The 20840-nt window shown below is 70.2% G+C and carries 18 protein-coding genes; 12 read left to right on the top strand and 6 right to left on the bottom strand.

From position 1 onward, the window contains the following. Positions 1 to 33 precede the first annotated feature (33 nt). Positions 34 to 1575 (bottom strand): flavin-containing monooxygenase, encoded by a 1542-nt coding sequence (locus tag GA0070561_RS11625; protein WP_091399525.1) that lies wholly within the window; start codon positions 1573 to 1575, stop codon positions 34 to 36. A gap of 224 nt (positions 1576 to 1799) precedes the next feature. Here GA0070561_RS11625 and GA0070561_RS11630 point away from each other — a divergent pair, with 224 nt between their 5' ends. Both GA0070561_RS11630 and GA0070561_RS11635 read left to right on the top strand, forming a co-directional pair. Then, positions 1800 to 2753, top strand: a complete 954-nt coding sequence (locus tag GA0070561_RS11630) for an AraC family transcriptional regulator (RefSeq protein ID WP_167362374.1) — start codon at positions 1800 to 1802, stop codon at positions 2751 to 2753. Positions 2754 to 2947: 194 nt separating this feature from the next. Continuing rightward, positions 2948 to 4045, top strand: coding sequence for a glycoside hydrolase family protein (locus GA0070561_RS11635; protein WP_091399529.1), 1098 nt, complete (start codon positions 2948 to 2950; stop codon positions 4043 to 4045). A gap of 1 nt (position 4046) precedes the next feature. Here GA0070561_RS11635 and GA0070561_RS11640 read toward each other — a convergent pair whose 3' ends face one another. Beyond that, positions 4047 to 4940 (bottom strand): NAD-dependent epimerase/dehydratase family protein, encoded by an 894-nt coding sequence (locus GA0070561_RS11640; RefSeq protein ID WP_091399532.1) that lies wholly within the window; start codon positions 4938 to 4940, stop codon positions 4047 to 4049. A 69-nt stretch (positions 4941 to 5009) separates the two neighbouring features. On the opposite strand from GA0070561_RS11640, the gene GA0070561_RS11645 reads away from it, so the two are divergent. From GA0070561_RS11645 to GA0070561_RS11660, 4 genes are all read left to right on the top strand, one after another. Next, the gene (locus tag GA0070561_RS11645) at positions 5010 to 5420 is read left to right on the top strand and encodes a VOC family protein (protein WP_091399534.1); all 411 of its coding nucleotides are present in this window, start codon (positions 5010 to 5012) and stop codon (positions 5418 to 5420) included. Positions 5421 to 5516: 96 nt separating this feature from the next. Beyond that, positions 5517 to 6143 carry a VOC family protein gene (locus GA0070561_RS11650; protein ID WP_091400198.1) on the top strand — a complete coding sequence of 209 codons (627 nt, stop codon included), beginning with the start codon at positions 5517 to 5519 and terminating at the stop codon, positions 6141 to 6143. 11 nt (positions 6144 to 6154) lie between these two features. Continuing rightward, complete coding sequence (locus GA0070561_RS11655) at positions 6155 to 6610, top strand: pyridoxamine 5'-phosphate oxidase family protein (RefSeq protein ID WP_091399536.1); 456 nt, start codon at positions 6155 to 6157, stop codon at positions 6608 to 6610. 85 nt (positions 6611 to 6695) lie between these two features. Continuing rightward, positions 6696 to 7115, top strand: a complete 420-nt coding sequence (locus GA0070561_RS11660) for a PPOX class F420-dependent oxidoreductase (RefSeq protein ID WP_030337921.1) — start codon at positions 6696 to 6698, stop codon at positions 7113 to 7115. A gap of 59 nt (positions 7116 to 7174) precedes the next feature. On the opposite strand, the gene GA0070561_RS11665 is transcribed toward GA0070561_RS11660, so the two are convergent. Further along, positions 7175 to 8059: a bile acid:sodium symporter family protein gene (locus tag GA0070561_RS11665; protein ID WP_091399538.1), complete on the bottom strand. Its 885-nt coding sequence runs from the start codon at positions 8057 to 8059 to the stop codon at positions 7175 to 7177. 145 nt (positions 8060 to 8204) lie between these two features. Here GA0070561_RS11665 and GA0070561_RS11670 point away from each other — a divergent pair, with 145 nt between their 5' ends. Next, positions 8205 to 9548 carry a glycoside hydrolase family 18 protein gene (locus tag GA0070561_RS11670; protein WP_091399539.1) on the top strand — a complete coding sequence of 448 codons (1344 nt, stop codon included), beginning with the start codon at positions 8205 to 8207 and terminating at the stop codon, positions 9546 to 9548. A gap of 57 nt (positions 9549 to 9605) precedes the next feature. Here GA0070561_RS11670 and GA0070561_RS11675 read toward each other — a convergent pair whose 3' ends face one another. Further along, positions 9606 to 9962 (bottom strand): effector-associated constant component EACC1, encoded by a 357-nt coding sequence (locus tag GA0070561_RS11675; protein ID WP_244166200.1) that lies wholly within the window; start codon positions 9960 to 9962, stop codon positions 9606 to 9608. Positions 9963 to 10137: 175 nt separating this feature from the next. Here GA0070561_RS11675 and GA0070561_RS11680 point away from each other — a divergent pair, with 175 nt between their 5' ends. The 4 genes from GA0070561_RS11680 to GA0070561_RS11695 all read left to right on the top strand — a co-directional run bounded on the left by GA0070561_RS11680 (position 10138) and on the right by GA0070561_RS11695 (position 16563). Beyond that, positions 10138 to 12942, top strand: a complete 2805-nt coding sequence (locus GA0070561_RS11680; protein ID WP_091399543.1) for a M14 family zinc carboxypeptidase — start codon at positions 10138 to 10140, stop codon at positions 12940 to 12942. A 259-nt stretch (positions 12943 to 13201) separates the two neighbouring features. Beyond that, entirely contained in the window at positions 13202 to 13453 is a 252-nt protein-coding gene (locus GA0070561_RS11685; RefSeq protein ID WP_091399545.1) for a hypothetical protein, read from the top strand. Between the two features lie 159 nt (positions 13454 to 13612). Further along, positions 13613 to 14215: a hypothetical protein gene (locus tag GA0070561_RS11690; protein WP_091399546.1), complete on the top strand. Its 603-nt coding sequence runs from the start codon at positions 13613 to 13615 to the stop codon at positions 14213 to 14215. Beyond that, complete coding sequence (locus GA0070561_RS11695; RefSeq protein ID WP_091399548.1) at positions 14212 to 16563, top strand: VWD domain-containing protein; 2352 nt, start codon at positions 14212 to 14214, stop codon at positions 16561 to 16563. The genes GA0070561_RS11690 and GA0070561_RS11695 overlap by 4 nt, the downstream gene beginning before the upstream one ends. A gap of 48 nt (positions 16564 to 16611) precedes the next feature. On the opposite strand, the gene GA0070561_RS11700 is transcribed toward GA0070561_RS11695, so the two are convergent. Further along, entirely contained in the window at positions 16612 to 18672 is a 2061-nt protein-coding gene (locus GA0070561_RS11700) for a cellulose binding domain-containing protein (RefSeq protein WP_091399550.1), read from the bottom strand. Positions 18673 to 18896: 224 nt separating this feature from the next. Beyond that, a complete protein-coding gene (locus GA0070561_RS33560) occupies positions 18897 to 19052 on the bottom strand; it encodes a hypothetical protein (protein ID WP_167362375.1) in 156 nt (51 codons plus the stop codon). Positions 19053 to 19479: 427 nt separating this feature from the next. Here GA0070561_RS33560 and GA0070561_RS11705 point away from each other — a divergent pair, with 427 nt between their 5' ends. Then, entirely contained in the window at positions 19480 to 20814 is a 1335-nt protein-coding gene (locus GA0070561_RS11705) for an extracellular catalytic domain type 1 short-chain-length polyhydroxyalkanoate depolymerase (RefSeq protein WP_091399552.1), read from the top strand. Positions 20815 to 20840: the final 26 nt, after the last annotated feature.

A 20840-nucleotide genomic window follows, 5' to 3' on the forward strand; every position in this document is an offset into this window, starting at 1 on the left:
GAGCCTCCCTCGCCGACCGGCCCCCACTTGATCCTATCTGCGTATTTTATCCATCTTTATCGGGTTGCCGTCGCTGATGGCGGATACCGGGTCGGCGGTACGCCGGATCATCTGTGCCGTCACCCTGCGGTACGAGCCCGGGTCGACGGGGAACAGCCACTGCCGGGCCCGGGTCAGCGGGCCGACGTTGAGCCCCAACTCGTCCAGCACCTCGTCGACGTTGTGCATCGAGAACGGGATGATGTTCGTGCCGCGAGCGTGCCGTCCGTTGGTGCGCTTCGTCATCCAGAACAGTCGAGCGCGCACCTCGTCGCGCATCCGGACCTCGGTCGGCAGCGTGATCCCACCCCGCAGGTACGCGGCCGTCCAGACCGCCGCCATCTCCGCGCTGAGCGGGCTGAAGAACGACGAGTTGTAGCCGGCGAACGTCAGCCGCGGCACGCCGATCGGCAGGATCTGCCGGTAGAGCATGAAGTTACCGGCGTCGTCCTGGAGCCGGGCGTGCAACGCGTCGTCGAAGAACGGCACGTGCTGGCGGAAGCCGGTACCGCAGATCACCAGGTCGGCGGGGAGCACCGTGCCGTCGGCCAGCCGGGCGGCGGGCCGGCCACCGTCGACCAGCAGCTCGGTGATCACCTGTTCCCGGTGGACGGCGATGCGGCCGTCGGTGGCCCGCTCGAAGAAGCCCTCGGTGGCGAGGCTGACGGTGCTGCGGGCGATGTCCTCGAAGCTGCCGTTGGGCACGAGACCCAGCTCGCGCAGGTTCAACTGCCGGGTGGCGACCGAGCCGACGCTGTCGACCATGCGCCGGCGCAGACCGTTCCCCGGGCCGTGCAGGAACCGCTCGAAGCCCCTCAGGTGCAGGTACCGGAAGAGCGCCTCACCCATCCGAGTGAGCAGCAGGTACTTGTAGTTGAGCGCTCCACCGAGCTTGCGGGGCATCTTCCAGAGCAGCTGGCGAGCCACCACGTGGGTCTGGGCGGCGACCTCGCTCACCGGGACCGCCACGTCGCAGGACGACTTGCCGTATCCGACCACGAGGACGTTCTTACCTCGGGCCGCCTCGATGTCGTGGAACTCCCCCGTCGCCAGTACGCGCCCTCCGGCGGCGGCGAAGCTCGCGTGCCCGGCGAAGGACGGGACAAGCGGGTCGGAGAAGATGCCGTTGGCGACGATCAGGTGGTCGTACCGTTCCACAGTCAGCGGGTCCTGGGCGCCCGCCGGCCGCGAGGTGACCAGCCACCCGGTCTCGTCGTTGACCAGCTCGGCCGAGACGACCTCCGTGGACAGACGCAGCGCGCTGGCCAGCCCGAACTTCTCCACGTAGCTCTCCAGGTACCGCTGGACCTGCTCTCCGGACGGCCACTGCGGGTAGTCGGCGGGCATCGGCAGGTCGGAGAGGTGGTAGGTGCCCTTGTCGTTCTGGGTGTGCAGGCCGGGATATCGGCGGGTACGACTCCACACCCCACCGACGTCGGGCGCGCGCTCGAACACTGTGACGTCGAATCCGCTCTGGCGCAGCACCTTCGCTGCGCTCACACCGGCGAACCCGGCACCGACGACGGCAATCCTCATGATCTCCTCCGAAGGACGTACGAACCGTGCCGGCGCTGACCGCCCGCGGTGCTCGCACGCTAGCGAGCAGGCCGGGAAGGTCGCTATCCGCTCGACGCGGGCGCTGTCCGCGCTACGCAGCCGGACCCATTTCCTGTCGGGTCGACGGCTTTCGGGTCTGGTCCGGGCCGGTCGCGCCTTACGGTCAGCGCGACGGGACGCCCGGGAGGTGTCGGATGGATGCGGTGACGGTCCGGACGGACGACGTCGACCGGGCTCGCGCCGAGGTGGGTCGGGTCTTCTGTCCACACCGCCTCACCCCGCAGGCGGGTGTGCACAGCGTGCAACTGCGGATGGCGGCTCGCCGCGCGGGTGGGGTGGGCGTCATCGACCTGGACTACGGGCAGGCGGTGCGCATCCAACCGCCCGCGCTGGAGACCTTCTACCTCGTCCAGATCCCCAGCGCCGGCAGCACGATGGTCCGGCACGCCGGTCAGACAGTGACCTCGACCCCGGACGTCGCCTCGGTGCTGTCCCCGTACGACTCTTCGGACATGCGGTGGTCCGAGGGATCGCCCCACCGGATCTTCTACGCGGACCGACGCACCGTCGACCGGGAACTCGCCCGCCTGCTGGGCCACCCGGTGGACGACCCGGTCCGCCTCGACGTCGGCATGCTCATGACCACGCCGACGGCGCGGGCGTGGGCGCGCGGGGTGGCGTTCCTCGCCGACGAGCTGTCCCAGCCGGCCGACGCGTCCCTGTTCGACCACCCGCAGGTGGCCGCCCGTTTCGAACAGGGGCTCATCGGCAAGTTGTTGCTGGCCCATCGGCACAGCCACTCGCACCTGCTGGCCGAGCCGGGCCAGCACGCCCACCCCGGGCGTCTCGTCCGCAGGGCCTGCATCCTGATCTCCGAACACCACGGGGAGGCACTGACCGTCGGTGACGTCGCCGAGGCGCTACGGGTGAGCGTTCGGACACTGCAGGACTGTTTCCGCCGTGAGTTGCAGACCACCCCGACCGCGTACCTGCGGGCCTGCCGGCTCGACGCGGCGCACCGCACGCTGCGCTCGGCCGCGCCGGGGGCGTCCGTGACGGCTGTTGCCCTGCAACACGGCTTCGTGCACCTCGGTCGGTTCGCGACCGAGTATCGGAGCCGCTTCGGTGAGACGCCGTCCACCACCCTGCGTCGGTGACGAGTGATTCAGCCCGCCCGGGCCACGCAGATCCGGGCGCCCAGGCGTGGACCAGCCTCGTAGGTCACTGCTCCGGGCCGACGAAACTGTTATCCGGGTACGGCCAGCGAGTCTCCTGAGGTGAGGCGTTGGCGGGTTCTCCCGCCACCGCAGCATGGAACAGTGCTGCGACCACACACGAGGGAGTCGAGACGATGCGCGCAACCGGCCAGGGTGAAGTGGACGCCGCGAGCAGAAACCGAGGCGTCCACGCGGAACCCCGGCGCGGTTTGCTCGCCCGCCTTCCGATCGGTGCGCAGCGGCTGCTGTGGCCGCTCCTCGTGGCCGCCGTGGTCGCCGTACTGGTGACCGGTGTGATCGTCGTGGTGCAGCCCACCGGGCCGACGCCCGCCCCGGCGGCGACGCAGGCGCTCGACGCGCCGCCGCCCACGAGCCCGCAGCCCGGCGCACCCAGCGCGACCACGCCCGCCGCCACGACGAGCCCGGCGGTAGCGACCCCGACGCCGACGGCGAAGCCGACAACGGGACGTCCGGTCGCCCCGGCGGCCCCGGTGGCGACCTCGAAGCGCAAGGGCGTCGGGGTGTGGACCTTCGACGGCGTCAGCCAGGCGCTGGCCAGCTCCGGGGCGAGTTGGTACTACACCTGGGACGTGGCCCACCCGGGCGTCACCAGCCCGAAGGGCGCCGAGTTCGTCCCGATGATCTGGGGGGCGAAGAGCGTCACCGCCACCAACCTGCAACAGGCCAAGAAGAACGGCCGCTACCTGCTCGGGTTCAACGAGCCGGACCTGAAGGGTCAGGCGGAGATGACCGTCGAGCAGGCGTTGGAGCTGTGGCCGCAGTTGCAGGCCACCGGTCTTCCGCTGGGTAGCCCGGCGGTGGCCTGGGGCGGCGACCGGCAGGGCGAATGGCTCGACCGGTTCATGGCCGGGGCGAAGCAGCGCGGCTACCGCGTCGACTTCATCGCCCTGCACTGGTACGGCGGCGACTTCACCACCGCCAACGCGGTCAACCAGCTCAGGTCGTACCTCCAGGCCGTGCACGACCGGTACGAGCTGCCGATCTGGCTCACCGAGTTCGCGTTGATCGACTTCTCCAACGGCGTTCGGTTCCCCACCCAGGCACAGCAGGCCGCGTTCCTCACCGCGGCGACCCGGATGCTGGGTGGCCTGTCCTGGCTACAGCGGTACGCGTGGTTCGGCCTGCCCGCCACGGACAAGGATCAGACCGGCCTGTTCCGTACCGGCAGCACCGCGACCGCCGTCGGCCGCGCCTACCAGGCGGCGCGCTGACCTACAGCACGTCGACGTGGTCCCGCCAGGAGTGCTGCGGCTCGTACCCCAGCACCCGACGGGCCTTGTCGATGCTGAGCAGCGTCTCGTGCTCACCCAGCTCCTTACGGATCTCGACGCCCGGGTAGACCTCGGCCATCAGGCTGGCGCTGGACCTGCTCATGACGGTGTCGGCGTTGGCGATGACGAAGACGTCGGCACCGGGCTGGTCGTGCGCGAGGGCACGCTCGACCGCCTGGGCCCCGTCGCGGGCGTCGATGTAGCCCCACAGGTTCCACCGGCGCAGCTGCGGGTCGGCGTCGAACGAGGGGAACGGCGCGTAGTCCTCGACGTCCATGACGTTGGAGAAGCGCAACCCCACCATGACCAGCTCCGGGTCCCACCGGCAGAAGTGCCGGGCCATCTCCTCCTCCAGGGCCTTGTTCAACGAGTACGTCGACTCGGGCCGCGGCGTGTACTCCTCGTCCACCGGCGCGTACGGCGGCGGGTTGTCGAACGGCAGCCCGAGCACCGTCTCGCTCGACGCCCACACGACCCGCTTGATTCCGGCCGCCCGGGCCGCGGCGAACACGTTGTACGTGGCGGCGGAGTTGTTCGCGAAGGTGACGGCGTTCGACATCAGCCCGGGGGCCGGAACCGCCGCCAGGTGCACGACCGCGTCGACGCCGCCCGCGTGCTCGTCGGCGCCCCCGGTGAACGCCTCCACCACCTGCCCGTAGTCGGTCAGGTCGACCAGCAGGAACTCGCCGTCCACGTCGCGTGGGTCGCGGCCACCGGCGCGGTCCACCGCCAGCACGTCGACGCCCACAGCGCGCAGGTGGGCGACCACGGCACGGCCGAGCTTGCCGGTGGCACCGGTGACGACGACACGCCTGGGCAGGGTGGATTCGCTCATGACCCCATCTTCGCCGGGGACAAACGGGGACTCACACGCGGGTACGGCGTTCCCCCTAACATGATCGACATGGACATCACGATTCACACGTGCTCCCTGCCGCACACCGACCCGGACGCCTCCCTGGCCTTCTACCGCGACGCCCTCGGCTTCGAGGTCCGTAGCGACGTCGGCCAGGGCACGATGCGTTGGATCACGGTTGGCCCCGCCGACCAGCCCGGCACGTCCATCCTCCTGGCGCCGCCGGCTGCGGACCCCGGGGCCACCGAGGACGAGCGCCGCACCATCACCGAGATGATGGCCAAGGGCACCTACGGCTGGATCCTGCTGGCCACGCGGGACCTCGACACCACCTTTGAGAAGGTGCAGGCCGGCGACGCCGAGGTCGTCCAGGAGCCGACCGAGCAGCCGTACGGCATCCGCGACTGCGCCTTCCGCGATCCCGCCGGCAACCTGGTCCGCATCCAAGAGCTTCGCTGAGCCGTCCGGTCCTCGATCTGCGCCGTTCGGGACGCTGACGAGACCGGTCAGGATTCAAGAAGCGCCGGTCGCCCGGCCGCAAATAGCGTGATCGCCATGACATCCATCGCTTCCGTCACCCTCGACGTGGCCGACCCTGCGGCCACCCAGCGCTTCTACACCGCCGCATTCGGTCTGGACACGCAGATACGCCTGCGGGCCTCGGACGCACCGACAAGCGGCTTCCGTGGGTTCACGCTGGCGCTCACGGTGTCCCAGCCGGCCACCGTCAACGGCCTCATCGGCACCGCCCTGGACGCCGGTGCCACGTCGCTGAAGCCTGCCGCGAAGTCGCTCTGGGGCTACGGCGGTGTCGTGCAAGCCCCGGACGGGACGATCTGGAAGATCGCGACCTCGGCGAAGAAGGACAGCGGCCCGGCTACCCGGCAGATCGACGAGATGGTGCTCCTGCTCGGAGTCGCGGACGTGGCTGCGAGCAAGCGCTTCTACGTCGAGCACGGCCTTGCCGTGGCGAAGAGCTTCGGCCGCATGTACGTCGAGTTCGTTGCCGGGTCCAGCCCCGTGAAGCTGGCGCTGTACCGACGTCGTGCCCTCGCCAAGGACCTCGGCGTCGCCCCCGGCGGGACCGGGTCGCATCGACTCACGATCGGCGGCGACGGCGGGCACTTCACCGACCCGGACGGGTTCGCCTGGGAAGCCTCATCGCTGGCGACCGCGAAGTGACTGGAGGAAGCATGACGGACGTTCCGCCGCGTGGGCTTGAGCAGAGGCTTCGGGACACTCGCGCCAGACTGGAGAGCGACATCGACCTCTGGGTCGCGACGGCGGGCTCCCCCGGGGGCGTACACCTCATCCCTCTCTCGTTCCTCTGGGACGGGACCGCGTTCCTCGTCTCAACGCCGCGCGCCTCGATCACCGGCCGCAACCTGGTGGCCGACGGCCGGGTACGACTCAGCCTCGGGCCGACGCGCGACGTCGTCATCGTCGACGGCATCGCCGAGGCGGTGGACATCGCCGACCTCGGCCCGGAGACGGGTGATGCGTTCGCGACGAAGACGGGCTTCGACCCGAGCGGTCTAGACGAGCCCTACCAGTACTTTCTGATCCGACCGCAGCGCATCCAGGCCTGGCGGGAGGCGAACGAGCTGAAGGGACGCGTCCTCATGCGTGACGGCCGCTGGCTCGGCTGAGCGCGCGATGTACCTGTAGCACCATGATCGGGGCGGGCGGGTGCGTAACGTGCAGGGGTAAACGTTGTCGCGACGAGGAGACTTCATGTCCAAGCCACCGCTTCCCGAGGCCGCGGTCGCCATGCTCCAGAAGCCGAACCCCGCCGTCATGACCACCCTTCGCAATGGTGGCCAGCCGGTGTCCGCCGCCACCTGGTACCTGTGGGAGGACGGCCGGATCCTGGTGAACATGGACGAGAGCCGCCGCCGGCTGGAGCACGTCCGCAACGACCCCCGGGTGTCTCTCACAGTGCTCGACGAGGCCGGCTGGTACACCCACGTCAGCATCATCGGGCACGTCACCGAGCTGCGCCCCGACGAGGGTCTGGCGGACATCGACCGGCTGTCGAAGCACTACACGGGCAACGCGTACCCGCGCCGGGAACGTGCCCGGGTCAGTGCCCTGATCGAGATCGACCGCTGGCACGGTTGGGGCGCGCAGAAGGACAACAACCAGGTCGGCTGACCGTTGCGGTCCGCCCTGTCGCCTCGACGGTTGCCCTCGGGGCGACAGGGCACCGGCCGTCAGGGCGTCAGGGCGGTGGTGGACCGGGCGCCGACGCGGGTCACCAGGTAGCCGAAGGCCGCCGCGGTGAAGAACATGACGATGCCGTAGACGGCGCCCGGGATCGCCATCTGGGTGCTGTTGAGCAGCGCCGGGCTGAGCGCGATCGTGATGGCCAGGGTGCTGTTGTGGATGCCGATCTCGAAGCCAGCCGCCGTCGCGGCGCTCCGGTCGACACCGGCGAGGCGCGGCACCCCGTACCCGATGGCGAGGCTGAGCAGGTTGAAGGCGAGCACGGCCAGGCCGACCGAGACGAAGTAGTCGGCGATGTTCTCCCGCTCGCCGAGCACCGCGCCGGCGATCACCGCGACGAGTACGACGACGGAGAGGATCCGGACCGGGCGGTTCAGCCGCTCGGCCAGGTGCGGCATCCGCGCCCGGATGAGCATGCCGATCGCGACCGGAACGAGCACGATGGCGAAGACCTGGAGCACCTTGTCGAACTGTAGGCCGATGCTCCTGCCGTCGGGCAGGAAGTACGCCGCCGACAGGTTGACCAGGATCGGCAGGGTGAACACGGCGAGCACCGAGTTGATGGCGGTCAGGGTGATGTTCAGGGCCACGTGCCCGCCGAACAGATGGCTGTAGAGGTTGGCCGTGGTGCCGCCCGGGGACGCGGCCAGCAGCATCATGCCGACGGCCAGCTCGGGTGCCAGGTCGAACGCGAGGACGAGGCAGAAGCAGAGCGCTGGCAGCACCAGCACCTGGCACACCAGGGCGATGACGGCGGCGCGTGGATGCTGGGCCACCCGGCGGAAGTCCGCCATGGTCAGTCCGAGACCCAGACCGAGCATGATGATGCCGAGGGCGATGGGCAGGCCGATCAGAGTCAGGGCGGAGTCCATGGCACAACATCGTTACCACCGGGTAACGCCGCAACAATCCCCCATGTGGCTGGACGCTCTTGACCCCGGACTGTGATCGGCTTAACTTCATCAATCAGATAAGTCTCTTTACTAATTCTGCTTGATGCCTCGTGGGAGTGTGCCGATGCGACCATTCCGCCACCGCCGTCTCACCGCCGTGGTCACCCTGGCGGCCCTGCTGTTCACCGCCGCCCCGCCCAGCGCCGCCAGCGCGGGCGACAACCAGCAGCACCGCACCGGTTACCACCGGGTCGGCTACTTCACCCAGTGGGGCATCTACGGCCGGGCCTTCCCGGTCAAGAAGCTCGAAACCTCCGGGGCGGCGAGCCGCCTCACCCACCTCAACTACGCCTTCGGCAACGTCAGCGAGGACGGCCGCTGCTACGTGGACGGTGGGCCGGGCGAGGGCGACGCCTGGGCCGACTACCAGCGTCCCGTCCCGGCCGAGGAGAGCGTCGACGGCGTCGCCGACGCACCGGGCCAGGCGCTCAACGGCAACTTCGGCCAGCTCGCCAAGCTCAAGGCCAAGCACCCCAAACTGAAGGTGCTGATCTCGCTGGGCGGCTGGAGCTGGTCGACGTACTTCTCGAACGCGGCCCGCACGGACGCCTCCCGCAAGGCCTTCGTCACGTCCTGCATCGACCTCTACCTCAAGGGAAACCTGCCCGGCGGTGACGGCGCCGCCGGTGGCCCGGGTGCCGGGGCCGGCGTCTTCGACGGCATCGACCTCGACTGGGAGTGGCCCAACTGGGAGGGTGAGCCCGGCAACGTCATCCGCCCGGAGGACCGGGAGAACTTCACCAAACTCCTCGCCGAGTTCCGCCGGCAGCTCGACGCGTACGGGCGCACGACCCGCGCGCACCACCCGCTGACCGCGTTCCTGCCGGCCAGCCCGGCCACCATGGACGCCGGCTACGAGGGCCGCAAGATCTTCAAGTACCTGGACTTCGCCACCGTGCAGGGGTACGACTTCCACGGCGGCTGGGATGCGCGGGCCAACCAGCAGTCGGCGCTACGCGTCCCGGCGGGTGCCCCGGACAACCCGGACTTCTCCGTCGAGGTGGCCATCGACGGGTGGATCGCCCGTGGCGCGCCGCGGGACAAGCTCGTGCTCGGCATCCCCTACTACGGTCGCGGCTGGACCGGCATCACCGGCGGCGGCAACGGCCTGTTCCAGCCGGCCACCGGGCCCGCTCCGGCGACGTTCGAGGCCGGGTACGAGGACTACAAGTTGCTGAAGACCCTGGCCGGTAACGGCTACACAGTGCACCGCGACCTGCGCGCCGGGCACGCCTGGTTGTTCGACGGTACGACGTTGTGGACGTACGACGACCCGGCGGTCGTGATGCAGAAGATGCTCTACATCCGACGGGCCGGCCTGGCCGGCGCCATGATCTGGTCGCTCGACGGCGACGACGACAACGCCACCCTGACCAAGACGATCGGCCTCGGCCTGACCACCTGGTAGCCGTACCTGCGCCACCCGGCCCGCCGCCGGCCGACTCCTCGGCTGGCGGCGGGCCGTTCACCGCTGTGCGGGTGTCACCGCGCGCACAGCGGCCTCGATGAGCGCTGTCACCTGGTCCATGTCCCGAGCCCGGTGCACGTCCACCTCGGCCGACCATCCGTCGGGCCGGGTGAGTCGCACCGTCACATCGTCGCGGCGGTGGGTCAGCCAACCGGCGATCGCCTGCACCAGCACCATGGCGGTGCCCGCGTCGCTGGCCGCCACCAGCAGGACGTCAGTGGTGTCCGCCGACGTCCCGTCGGTGGACGTCGTGGTCACCCCCTCCCGCAGCCGATCCTCAGCGCGCAGCCAGGACGCCAGCGAACGCCGAGCATCGGCGGACGGAAGATCCGGATGGACCGAGAGCGTGATCATCTCCGGCACGTCTCCTCCTCCCAGACGACGACAAGCCCACGCCACCATCCTGCCAGTCCGCGTCGGAACCGGCACGCCGAGTAGTCGGCAATATCGATCAACCCTTGACCGTCGTATCGGCTGTTCATAGGCTCCGGCCACTGCGAGGTTGTTCCCGAGAAGGGAAACACGACTCATGGCCCCATCGACACGTCCGTTCCGGATGGTCCCCGCCAGGCGGCTGGCGAGTGCCGCCACGATCGCCCTCCTGCTCGGCATGGTCCCCCTGCTCGGCGGCACATCGGCCGCGAGCGCCGCCCCACCCTCCCGGTGCAGCGACGACCCGACCGCCCGGTTGGGCACGGTGCCCACTCCGGAGAACGTGCTCGGCTTCCCGCTCGGCGCCGGGCAGGAGCGGGTCGTCACCAACGACGAGGTCCGGACCTACCTCGGGGCCGTCGATCGCGCCTCCAACCGGGTCGTCACCGGCGTGATGACCACCAGCGTGCTCGGCCAGCCGTTGCCGTACGCGGTGGTGTCCAACGAACGCCACGTGCGGCCCGCCGCGCTCCGCGAGATCGCCGACGACGTCCGCGACCTGCGCGACCCACGCCGGACCAGCGCGCGAACGGCCGCCCGGACGGCGAAGGACAGCCCGGCCATCGTCTGGGTCACCGCGAACGTGCACGGCGGCGAGAAGAGCGGCGCCGACGCGGCGCTCAAGACGCTGTACGAGTTGGCGGCGGGCCTGTCCTGCGCGGTCGCCCAGCGCAACGACAACCTGGTCACCATCATCGTTCCCACCCAGAACCCCGACGGCCGCGACGCGACCCGCCGGCAGAACGAGTTCGGCTTCGACCTGAACCGGGACTGGTTCGCCCGCACCCAGCAGGAGACCGACGGCAAGCTCGAACTGCTGCGCCGCTACCCGCCGCAGGTGTTCATCGACGCGCACGAGATGGGCGGCCGGCAGTACTTCTTCCCACCCAACGCCGACCCGATCCACCACGAGATCGCCGGTGAGGCGGTGGACTGGATCAACCGCATCGGCGAGGCCAACAAGGCCGGCTTCGGCTTCAACGGCGCCTGCGACGACACCGCCTTCACCGAGTGCTACTTCAACTACGACACGTACGACATGTTCTTCATGGGCTACGGCGACACGGTGCCGACCACCGGCTTCGGCGCGGCCGGCATGACGTACGAGAAGGGCAGCGCGTCGGCAGTGGCCGACCGGGTCCAGCAGCAGTTCCACACCCAGTGGTCGACGCTCGGCTGGGCCGCCGCGAACAAGCGCGAGGTGCTGGACGGCTACTTCGACATCTGGACCGACGCGCTCGCCCAGGGCAGGGCGGGCACCCTCGAACCGAACGAGGTGGTGCAGCCCACCAACGAGGTCCAGTTCCCGGTGCCGGACCTCACCATCCGCTCGTACTTCCTGCTGCCCGACCGGCAGCTCGCCGACGTCCGCCAACTCGTCGAGCGGCTGCGCCGGATGGACGTCGAGGTGTACGAGGTGCAGAAGGCGACCCGGGTGCCCACCGCGCGGGTCTTCGGTGGGCGCAGCGCCACCAACGTGACAGTGCCCAAGGGCGCGTACTGGATCCCGATGGACCAGCCGCAGAAGCACTGGATCCAGGCCATCATGGGCGAGGACCCGTACGTCCCGTTCCCGTACTTCTACGACGTGTCGTCCTGGAGCAACCCGCTGCTGATGGGCATCAACACCATCTACACCGGAGACACCGTCCGGCCGAGGGCCGAACTGGTGCGCAAGGTCTCCGGCGGTCGCACCGGTGCGGCGTGGCCCTGGGGCTCGTACACGTACCCCCTCGACTCGGCCGCCGCCGCGGAGTTCACCTTCAGCCTGCTCGGCCGTGGCGTACCCCTGGTCCGTGACCTCACGACCAGCACTGTCGCCATCCCGGCCGCCACTGTGAGCCGGACTGTGGACGGGCTGGCCGAATCCCTCGGGGTCAGCCTCACCCCGGGCGGTCGGCCCTCCGGCACCCGCCTCGACCTGCCCGACGTAGGGCTGTTCCAGGGCACCGGCATCTCCACCACCTCCGGCTCGCACGGCGAGGCCCGCTACGTGCTCGGCAAGCGGTGGGGCCTCGACCTCACACCGGTCACCACTGCCGACATCAACGACAACACCGAGGCGTTCACCGGGCGTACCGTGCTGCTGGTGCCGGACGGCAGCAGCGCCACCGGCGGTCTGACCGCCACCGGGCAGGCCAACCTGCGCGACTGGATCGGCCAGGGCCACACGTACCTCGGGCTGCGCAACGAGGGCACCCGGGTGGCCCGGGCCGCCGGGCTGACCTCGACCACGGAGAAGACCAAGCCGGCGGACTACCTGGTGATCGGCTCGCACCTGCGCGTCGACGTCGACGAGGACAGCCCGGTGGCGCTGGGTCGCCCGGCGGAGGACTTCGAGTTCAACAACAGCGACCCGATCCTCACCCCGAGCACCACCGGGACGAACGTGCTCACCTACCCGACTGGTGAGACCTTCTGGGCCAACGGTTTCACCGTCGGGGCGGAGACGCTGAAGGGCACCGCAGCCGTCGTCGACGAGCCGACCGGCGCCGGTCGGGCGGTGCTGTTCGCGTTCAATCCGCTCTTCCGCGCGTACAACGAGAATGGTCTGCACCTGGTCGCCAACGCGCTGCTCTACCCGGCGACCACCGCGCCCGACGCCCGGCGTCCGGCCGGCGTCGACGCGGCGCGCGCCAGCGCCGCCGCCGCGCCGGTACCACCGGACCTGGGCGGCGGCTGGCGGCCGATCACCATCCAGGTGGCGGCCGGCGACCTGGCCCGCACCCGGGCGATCGTCGAACGCTTCACCGCCGACGCGCAGGCGTCCGAGAAGGACGGCTCGGCGTACGTCGTGATCCCGAACCCGCAGGGACTCCAGGTGGACGAGCACCCGTTCGCGCGTGATCTGGTACGCGCGCTGAATGCCGCCAAGGTGCCACTGCGGTCGGTGGTGGGCTGACGGACCCCGCACAGCGAAGCGCCCGTCCCCTCGACTGGGGGCGGGCGCTTCGGCGCGTTCGGGGATCGGCTACGACCGCTGGGCGACCTCAGTGACAACGACGCTGTTGGCGGGAGGACCCCGAAACGTGGCGGCCGCGTTCGTACCGGAACCCGTGTAGATCTTGGACAGTTTCCGTTATGGCGGAACGGAAACTGTCCAAGATCTGGGGGTGAGGCGGCGCTCATCGGCGGAAGGCGAAGGCGCACCCGGCGGTGGCATGAACGACGACTACTTCGTCGTGTCGGACACGTGCGCGAATGGTGACGGAGTCCTGGGTCGCGTCTACGTCAATGGCGTCCTGATCGGCACCCGGTACAACGGCGGCGGATCCGGGTCGTCGGTCATCTGGGATCCGGCTCAGGTCTACGCGAACGACGTGGTCCGGATGGATATCTGCACGGCGAACGGCCCGGAAGACTACTTGGGCTACCCCTGCGCCAGCAGGACCTTCCGCAGCGTGGACGGCTGACGGTAGCCGGAGGGCGGGCACCGGATGTGACAGTGCCCGCCCGCGGGTCGGCTAGCGGACATCCACCGGGCCGGATCACGACAGCGCTCCCGGCACCCGTCGGCGCAGGCTGGCCGGGATCTGTGCCGACCGGCGGCACCCGGAGGAGGCGTACGGCCCATGGGTGCACCCCGCGCAGGGACGGCGGCGCTCGCCGGTGGTCTCGCCCTACTGCTGATGGCCACCACGGTCGGGTGCAGACGGTCGCGTCCGTCGGCGGCCCCGAGCGGCGGCACGGCGACGGTCGGCCTGACCGTCAGCGCCGGGCAACCGTCGTACCGGGTGGGTGAGCAGATCAGTCTTCGGCTGAAGCTGGTCAACAATCGCGACGCCGAGTGCCAGCTCAGTCGGGTGCCGGACGGGGCGGTGACGGTCATGTCGTTGACCCGCGACGGCACGGCGGTGGCACCCGCGGTCGGCGGTGCCGCCTACTACCGGGACTTCACCGCGTACCTGGTCGAGAACCTGGTGCGGGTGCCGCCGCGTGGGTCGGTGGAGCTGACGCTGGGCAGCGACCCGCAGAGCCCGGTCGGCGCGGCGCTGACCACCAGTGCGCCGGACGGGCGGGGTGGGGCCACCGTCACCTGGTGGCCGGTCGATCAACCGGGGGCGTACCGGCTGGTGCTGGGCTACCTGCGGGCGCCGCTGCGCGGTGTGCCGGCGGATGCCTGCGCCGCGACGGCCGAGCAGGGCGCTGTCGCGTTCGAGGTGAGAGGCGGGTGACCGGGTTGCGCGTGATCCGGACGGGTCTGGTTCTGGCAGGCGTGCTGGTGCTCGTCGCCCCCCAGGCGGCGTCCGCCGTGGTCAGCGTCAACAGCGACCTGCAAGCGGAGTACGCGGGCTGCGTCGGACAGATCCGCGGCTCCGGAAACGGCGCTGTGCTCGACGAGTTGGAGCGCTCCGGCAAGCAGATCAAGGTGCGCAGACCCATCTTCGGCTCGGAGAGCAGCACCACGACGTACGTGCCGGGCAGTGATGTGCAGATCAACTGGGTGCCGGAGAACGACGGGCGGGCGCTGCCGGAGGAGGGCGCGGGCTTCACCGAGGACCAGTGCGCCACCCTCATCCACGAGATGAACCACGCCCTCGATGAGGTGAACGACACCGACCGGGGCCAGTTCTGCACGCAGGGGGGCCAGTTCGCCAGCGGCGTGGACCCTGCCGAGGTGCACGCGACGTTGGCGGAGAACGCGTACCGCAAGGCCGTCGGGGTGCCGCTGCGCACGACGTACAGCGGTCAGAAGCTGCCGTCGAACGGCAAGGACTGCGACAAGCCCAAGCCCCGACCACCCGGTGGTGGTGGCTGTTCGATCTCGGTGATCGGCAAGGGCTACCGGTGCGCGAACAGCAACGGCGACCCGCACCTGCTCACCTACGACGGTCTGCGGTACGACTTCCAGGCCGCCGGGGAGTTCGTGCTGACCCGTTCGACGACAGACGACTTCGAGGTCCAGGTACGACAGACGATGTTCCCGGCCAGCTCGGTGGTGGCCGTCAACTCGGCCGTCGCGGTTCGGGTGGCCGGCGACCGGGTCGGCGTGTACGTCACACCCGACGGCCCGGCGGTCCGCGTGAACGGCGCCGCGCCGGTGTCCGCGCCCGACGGCGTGAAGCTGCCGCGCGGTGGCACCGTCACCACCTGGGGAGAGGGCACGGTGACGGTGGAGTGGCCGGACGGCGCCCGACTGACCGCGCAGCCGATCGGCGTGTGGGGGTTGAGTGTGAGCGTCAGCGCGCCCACCGCCCGGACCGGCACGCTGGAGGGCCTGCTCGGCGACCACGACGGTGTCCCCGGCGACGACCTGAGCGTGCGTGGCGGGAAGCGGGTGGCGCAGCCACCCACGTTCGAGGCGCTGTACCCCGGCTTCGCCGACAGTTGGCGGGTCGAGGCGCAACGGTCGCTGTTCGACTACGAGCCGGGGCAGAACACCGGCACGTTCACCGACCGGCGTTTCCCGGACCGACTGCTCACCGTCGGGGACCTGCCCAACCGGGCCACCGCCGAACTCGTCTGCCGGCGGGCCGGTGTCACCGATCCGCAGATCCTCGCCGACTGTGTGCTCGACGTCGGCCTCACCGGGCAGGTGGCGTTCGCCGAGGACGCCGCCCGCGCGCAGCGCGACGCGCCCGCTGCCGGTGACGTCGACCTGGCGGTGACCCGGGCCGGCGCCACGGCCGCGATGAAGGTACCGGGCCGGGCCGGTCAGAAGATCTTCGTGGAGGTGCCCGCCGCCACCGTGCCGGATCGCTGCGGGGTGTTGCTGCTGCTCGACCCGCAGGGCCGTCAGCTGGCGACCGGCTGCGTCATCTCCGGCATCGGCTTCATCGACACGACCACGTTGACCGCCACCGGCGACCATCAGGTGGTGCTCGACCCGTGGGATGCCGACCTCGGCCGAGCGACGGTACGGGTCGTTGCGGTGACCGACGAGGAGAAGACGCTCACGCTGGACGGGCCCCCGGTCCGGGCGACGCTCGCCCAACCGGGCGCGGTCAGCCGCCTGTCCTTCGACGGCCGCGCCGGTCAGAAGGTCTTCCTCCAGGTCACCGACGCCACTCTGCCGGACCGGTGCAACCTGCTGCGCCTGCGCGACCCGGCCGGTGAACAGGTGGCCAGCGGCTGCGTGATCGGCGGTCAGGGACATGTCGACGGGTTCGTCCTGCCGGCCACCGGTCGGTACGTGCTGGAGGTCGACGGGACCTCCACCGACACCGGCTCGGCGGACGTGCGGCTGCGCGACGCCACCGACGAGCAGCGGGACACCGTCGCGGACGGACGGGCGGTCACAGTGTCGGTCAGCCGCCCCGGTGCGGTGAGCCGTCTGCGGTTTCCCGTCGACAGCGGCAAGCGCCTCACCGTCGAGGTGAGCGCCGCCAGCCTTCCCGACCGGTGCGCGATTCTGACCGTCACCGGCCCGGGCGGCGAAGCGGTGGGCAGTGGCTGCGTCATCGGTGGTGCCGGGCGCTTCGAGATGGGCCCGCTGCCCACCGGCGGCACGTACGCCCTGGTGCTGGACCCGTGGGCGGACGAGACCGGGTCGGCCACGGTAACCGTTCGACAGGTCGGTTGACCGGACGGCCGGCTGACCCGACGAACGGGCCAGCCGACCGTCGCGGCGTCAGCCGGTGGCGCAGATGGTGCCGTTGAGGGTGAACGCCGTGGGCAGCACGTTCGGCCCGCCGTACGCGCCGACGAAGCCGGCGCTCACGGTGCCGCCGGCGGCGATCTGCCGGTTGTCGGTGGTGGGCGTGACCCGCACCGCGGTGCCGACCTGCTCCCAGGTGGCGCTCCAACCACTGCTCACCTGCTGCCAACCGGTGGGCCAGGTCCAGGTGAGCGTCCAGCCGTCGATCGGGCGGGACCCGTTGTTGATGATCTCTACGCCGCCGATGTAACCGTTGCCCCAGTCATTGTTGGCGCTGAAGCGGACGGTGCACGTACTGGCGGAAGGGCTGCCGGTGGCGAAGGTGAGCGGCGGTGAGGCCCAGGAGACCCGTCCGGCGGTGTCGCGGGCCAGCACGTTGACGGTGTACCTGCTGCCCGGCACGAGGTTGCCGACAGGGAACGAGGTGGACGCCGTCTCGCCGAGCTGCTCGCTGACCGCGCCGTTCTGCCGGTACACCTCGTACTTGGCGATCGGGCTGGCGCCCGGGGTGGACGCCGGCCAGGTGATCGTCGCGGCGCGGTCGGTGACACCGCTCGCGGTCGGCTGGCCCGGTGCCGCCGGCCGACCGGCGGTCGCGCCGGCCGGGCGCAGCACGAGCGTGGTCAACGAGTACGCGGGCAGCGTCCGGTTGGTCGCCGAGCCGGACTGGCTGGTGACGATGGCGGTGGCGCCGTTGGTGAGAGTGGACACCGTCGGCGCGACGGTCGACGGGGTGAACCCGGCGTAGTCGATGGTGACCGGGTGGTCGTTGTCCGGGTCCTTGTTCACCAGCAGCACGGCGAGCTCGCCGTTGCTCCGGCGGACGGCGTGGGCGGTGACCAGAGGCTCGTCGGTGCCGGCGCGAACGAACTGGTCGCCGGTCTTCGCGAAGAGCTTCATCATGCTCAGCCCGTGGTACGGCGCGAACGGTGTGTTCAGCGGCGGTTGGCAGACCGAGCCGTCCTCGGTGCAGGCCCCGCTGGAGAGCATCCCGAAGTCGCCGTAGTCGGTCTGACCGGCCACCTGCGTCACGGTGCCCATGCCGTTGTGCACGTTCCACCAGTGGGCGGTGAAGACGCCGTTCTCCAGCAGACCGCTGTAGACGTCGGCCAGGAACAGCGCGGCCGGTTGGGTGTTGCGGCCGGCGTCGACGTTCAGCTCGGTGAAGCTGATGCCGATGCGGTCGGCGTTCGGGCCGGCGTACCGGGCGAGTTGCTGCCGCAGCAGGTAGGTGGCGTCGGGAAGGTGGTTGACGCGGGCCAGCGACTCGGCCGCGGTGCCGCCCGGGTACCAGTGCACATCCACGAAGTCGATCTTCGGGCCGGCGATGGAGAGCACCGTCTGGTTCCACGGGCCCGGATCGCTGCCGGCGGTGATCCCGTCCGGCCAGTTGCCCGGCATGGTCAGCACCGCTCCGACCTTGATGCTGGGGTCGACCGCCTTCATCGCGTCGGCGTACTCGACGACCAGCCTCGCGTACTGTGTCGCGCTCTTGTCGGGGTGGTCGTCGGCCTCCCACGCGGACCCGTAGTGGCCGTTGCCGTAGTTCTCGTTGCCGACGGTCCAGTAACGCGCGTCGTAGCCCTTGGTCACGTTGGCGTACCGCACCCAGTCGGCGGCCTCGGCGGGCGTACCGGTGCCGTAGTTCGCGATGATCATCGGCTGCGCGCCGACGCGCCGGACGGCCGCCATGAAGGTGTCGAAGTCGGTCCCCGGCGCGACGTAACCGCCGGGCGCGGTGTGGTCCTTCCAGTGGTAGATGTCGGCGTACGAGCCGCCGGGGTAGCGCATCATCTGCACGCCGGCATCTCTGAGCAGGTCCGACGTCTCGGCGGTGCCGAGGTTCGTATCCCAGATGGCGTGGTTGACGCCGAGAGCGGTGTCCGGCACGGTCGCCAGTCCCGCGCGGGTGTTGACGGTCACGGTGACCGGGTCGGCTGCCGCGCTGGCGGTCGGCGGGTTGACGCCCGCGAGCGCACTCGCTGCGAGCAGCAGGCCCGCCAGGAGTGCTGCTCGGGTCTTCGGTTTACGCATGGGCGGGGTTCCTTCACGCAGATGAGGCGCCCGACCGGTCAGGGTGCGACGCGGGGACGGGCGATCTCGTGGACGGCAGACTCTGGTTGGTCCATCGCTTGTGTCACCGTCCCCCGGAGATCACATCTGGATCCCGGCTGCCCAGTGGACGGGCGTCAGCCCCGCGCGTGGCTCTTCATCGACGTACCACAATGGCACTGTCGGTACGACAATCTCAAGGTGCGTCAGGCGTCGTCTTCGCCGCGCTCGCCGCGCCCTGAACGACGCCCACGGACACTGACGGCAGCCAGCAGAGTGACGACCGCGGCGGCCAGTTGCAGCACGCCGCCGAGCAGATCGACCACGCCGGAGATGGCAGTAGCGTCTGGCAGATGGGTCATGAGACGGCCTCCGGGTTCGTGCCCACCGTCCGCTTCCTGCGGAAGGCCCTCCCCCGGGCCCAGCGGTGACCGCTTGAGCGCCGCCCTCATTGTGGCACCCACTCTCCACCGAGCGGAAGACGCGAACGCTCGACGAGAGATCGATAGACGTCATACGTCACAGCTTGACGAACGGCATGTTATCGCTCACAGTCGATGCGAGGCGATCAGTGTCCGCGGCTCACCGGGAGGCCCCCTCGCTGGTCTGACCTCAGTGGTCAGGACGTCCTTGGGCAGGTGGACGTCGCATTCAGGATTTGTCCGCAGCCGCCGGTGACGCGCGGCGGACGTCGCGCGCCTCGGGACCGCCCAGGCGACGTCGTCGACCGCCTGCGCCGGACCGCCGTGCTGCCGCCGGGTCCCCGACTCACGACAAGAGGAACCGCCGATGAGATCAAGGATCGCACTGCTGGCCGCCGCGCTGGCGACGGCCCTGGCGACGGTGACGGCCGTGGTCACGGTCGCCACCCCGGCGTCGGCCGCGACGCTCACCCAGGTGACCAACTTCGGCACCAACCCGACGAACCTTCAGATGCACCTGTACGTGCCGGACCGGGTCGCGGCCCAGCCGGCCCTGCTCCTCGCCCTGCACTACTGCACCGGCAGCGGCCCGGCGGTGCACAGCGGCTTCGGCCTGAGCACGCTCGCCGACCGCTACGGCTTCATCGTGATCTACCCGTCGGTGACCCGGAGCAGCAAGTGTTGGGACGTCTCGTCACCGCAGGCCCTGCGGCGCGACGGCGGCAGCGACCCGGTGGGCCTCAAGTCCATGGTCGACCACGTCCGAAGCCGCTACCCGATCGATGCCGGCCGGATCGGTGTGGGTGGGTTCTCCTCCGGCGCCATGATGACCAACGTCATGGTCGGCCTCTACCCGGACCTGTTCCACGCCGGGTTCAGCTCCTCCGGGGTCCCGTTCGGGTGCTTCGCCACCACCAACGGCGCGGAGTGGAACAGCGAGTGCTCCGGCGGACGCATCGTCAGGACCGGGCAGCAGTGGGGTGACCTGGTGCGCAACGCCTACCCCGGTTACTCCGGCAAGCGTCCCCGGTTCCAGATCTGGCACGGCACCACGGACACCACCCTGAGCTACGTCAACTTCGGCGAGCAGATCAAGCAGTGGACCAACGTGCAGGGCGTGTCGCAGACGCCCAGCTTCACCGACTCCCCGCAGACCAGCGCCACCCGTACCCGGTACGGGGGCACCGGCGGCACGGCGCCCGTCGAGGCGATCAGCTTCCAGGGGTACGGCCACTCGATCCCGTTCGACGCCGCGCAGGCCGTCCGCTTCCTCGGCTTCGACACCACGAGCCCCACCACCCCGCCACCCGGTGGCACGTCGGCGCCGCTGCGCAACACCGGTGCCAACCGCTGCCTGGATGTCCCGTCGCGGTCGCAGACCAACGGCACGCAGCTGACGTTGTGGGACTGCAACGGCGGCACCAACCAGCAGTGGACGTCGACCGCCGCGAAACAACTTCAGGTGTACGGCACGAAGTGCCTGGACGCCGAGGGCGCCGGGACCTCGCCGGGCACCCGGGTGATCATCTGGGACTGCAACGGCGGCACCAATCAGCAGTGGAACGTCAACACCGATGGCACGGTCACCGGCGTGCAGTCCGGCCTGTGCCTGACGCCCAACGCCGCCGGAACCACCAACGGCACCCCTGCGGTCCTGTCGAGCTGCAATGGCACGAACAGTCAGCGGTGGACCCGAAGCTGACGCGGTGACCGACGGCGCGTACCCGT

Origin of the sequence: Micromonospora saelicesensis (genome assembly GCF_900091575.1) — a bacterium.
Taxonomy (GTDB): domain Bacteria; phylum Actinomycetota; class Actinomycetes; order Mycobacteriales; family Micromonosporaceae; genus Micromonospora; species Micromonospora saelicesensis.

Coding starts and splice junctions, on each gene's coding strand:
- GA0070561_RS11625 (WP_091399525.1), bottom strand. CDS start 1,575: ATGAGGATTGCCGTCGTCGGTGCCGGGTTCGCCGGTGTGAGCGCAGCG.
- GA0070561_RS11635 (WP_091399529.1), top strand. CDS start 2,948: ATGCGCGCAACCGGCCAGGGTGAAGTGGACGCCGCGAGCAGAAACCGA.
- GA0070561_RS11640 (WP_091399532.1), bottom strand. CDS start 4,940: ATGAGCGAATCCACCCTGCCCAGGCGTGTCGTCGTCACCGGTGCCACC.
- GA0070561_RS11645 (WP_091399534.1), top strand. CDS start 5,010: ATGGACATCACGATTCACACGTGCTCCCTGCCGCACACCGACCCGGAC.
- GA0070561_RS11650 (WP_091400198.1), top strand. CDS start 5,517: ATGACATCCATCGCTTCCGTCACCCTCGACGTGGCCGACCCTGCGGCC.
- GA0070561_RS11655 (WP_091399536.1), top strand. CDS start 6,155: ATGACGGACGTTCCGCCGCGTGGGCTTGAGCAGAGGCTTCGGGACACT.
- GA0070561_RS11660 (WP_030337921.1), top strand. CDS start 6,696: ATGTCCAAGCCACCGCTTCCCGAGGCCGCGGTCGCCATGCTCCAGAAG.
- GA0070561_RS11665 (WP_091399538.1), bottom strand. CDS start 8,059: ATGGACTCCGCCCTGACTCTGATCGGCCTGCCCATCGCCCTCGGCATC.
- GA0070561_RS11670 (WP_091399539.1), top strand. CDS start 8,205: ATGCGACCATTCCGCCACCGCCGTCTCACCGCCGTGGTCACCCTGGCG.
- GA0070561_RS11675 (WP_244166200.1), bottom strand. CDS start 9,962: ATGATCACGCTCTCGGTCCATCCGGATCTTCCGTCCGCCGATGCTCGG.
- GA0070561_RS11680 (WP_091399543.1), top strand. CDS start 10,138: ATGGCCCCATCGACACGTCCGTTCCGGATGGTCCCCGCCAGGCGGCTG.
- GA0070561_RS11685 (WP_091399545.1), top strand. CDS start 13,202: ATGAACGACGACTACTTCGTCGTGTCGGACACGTGCGCGAATGGTGAC.
- GA0070561_RS11690 (WP_091399546.1), top strand. CDS start 13,613: ATGGGTGCACCCCGCGCAGGGACGGCGGCGCTCGCCGGTGGTCTCGCC.
- GA0070561_RS11700 (WP_091399550.1), bottom strand. CDS start 18,672: ATGCGTAAACCGAAGACCCGAGCAGCACTCCTGGCGGGCCTGCTGCTC.
- GA0070561_RS33560 (WP_167362375.1), bottom strand. CDS start 19,052: ATGACCCATCTGCCAGACGCTACTGCCATCTCCGGCGTGGTCGATCTG.
- GA0070561_RS11705 (WP_091399552.1), top strand. CDS start 19,480: ATGAGATCAAGGATCGCACTGCTGGCCGCCGCGCTGGCGACGGCCCTG.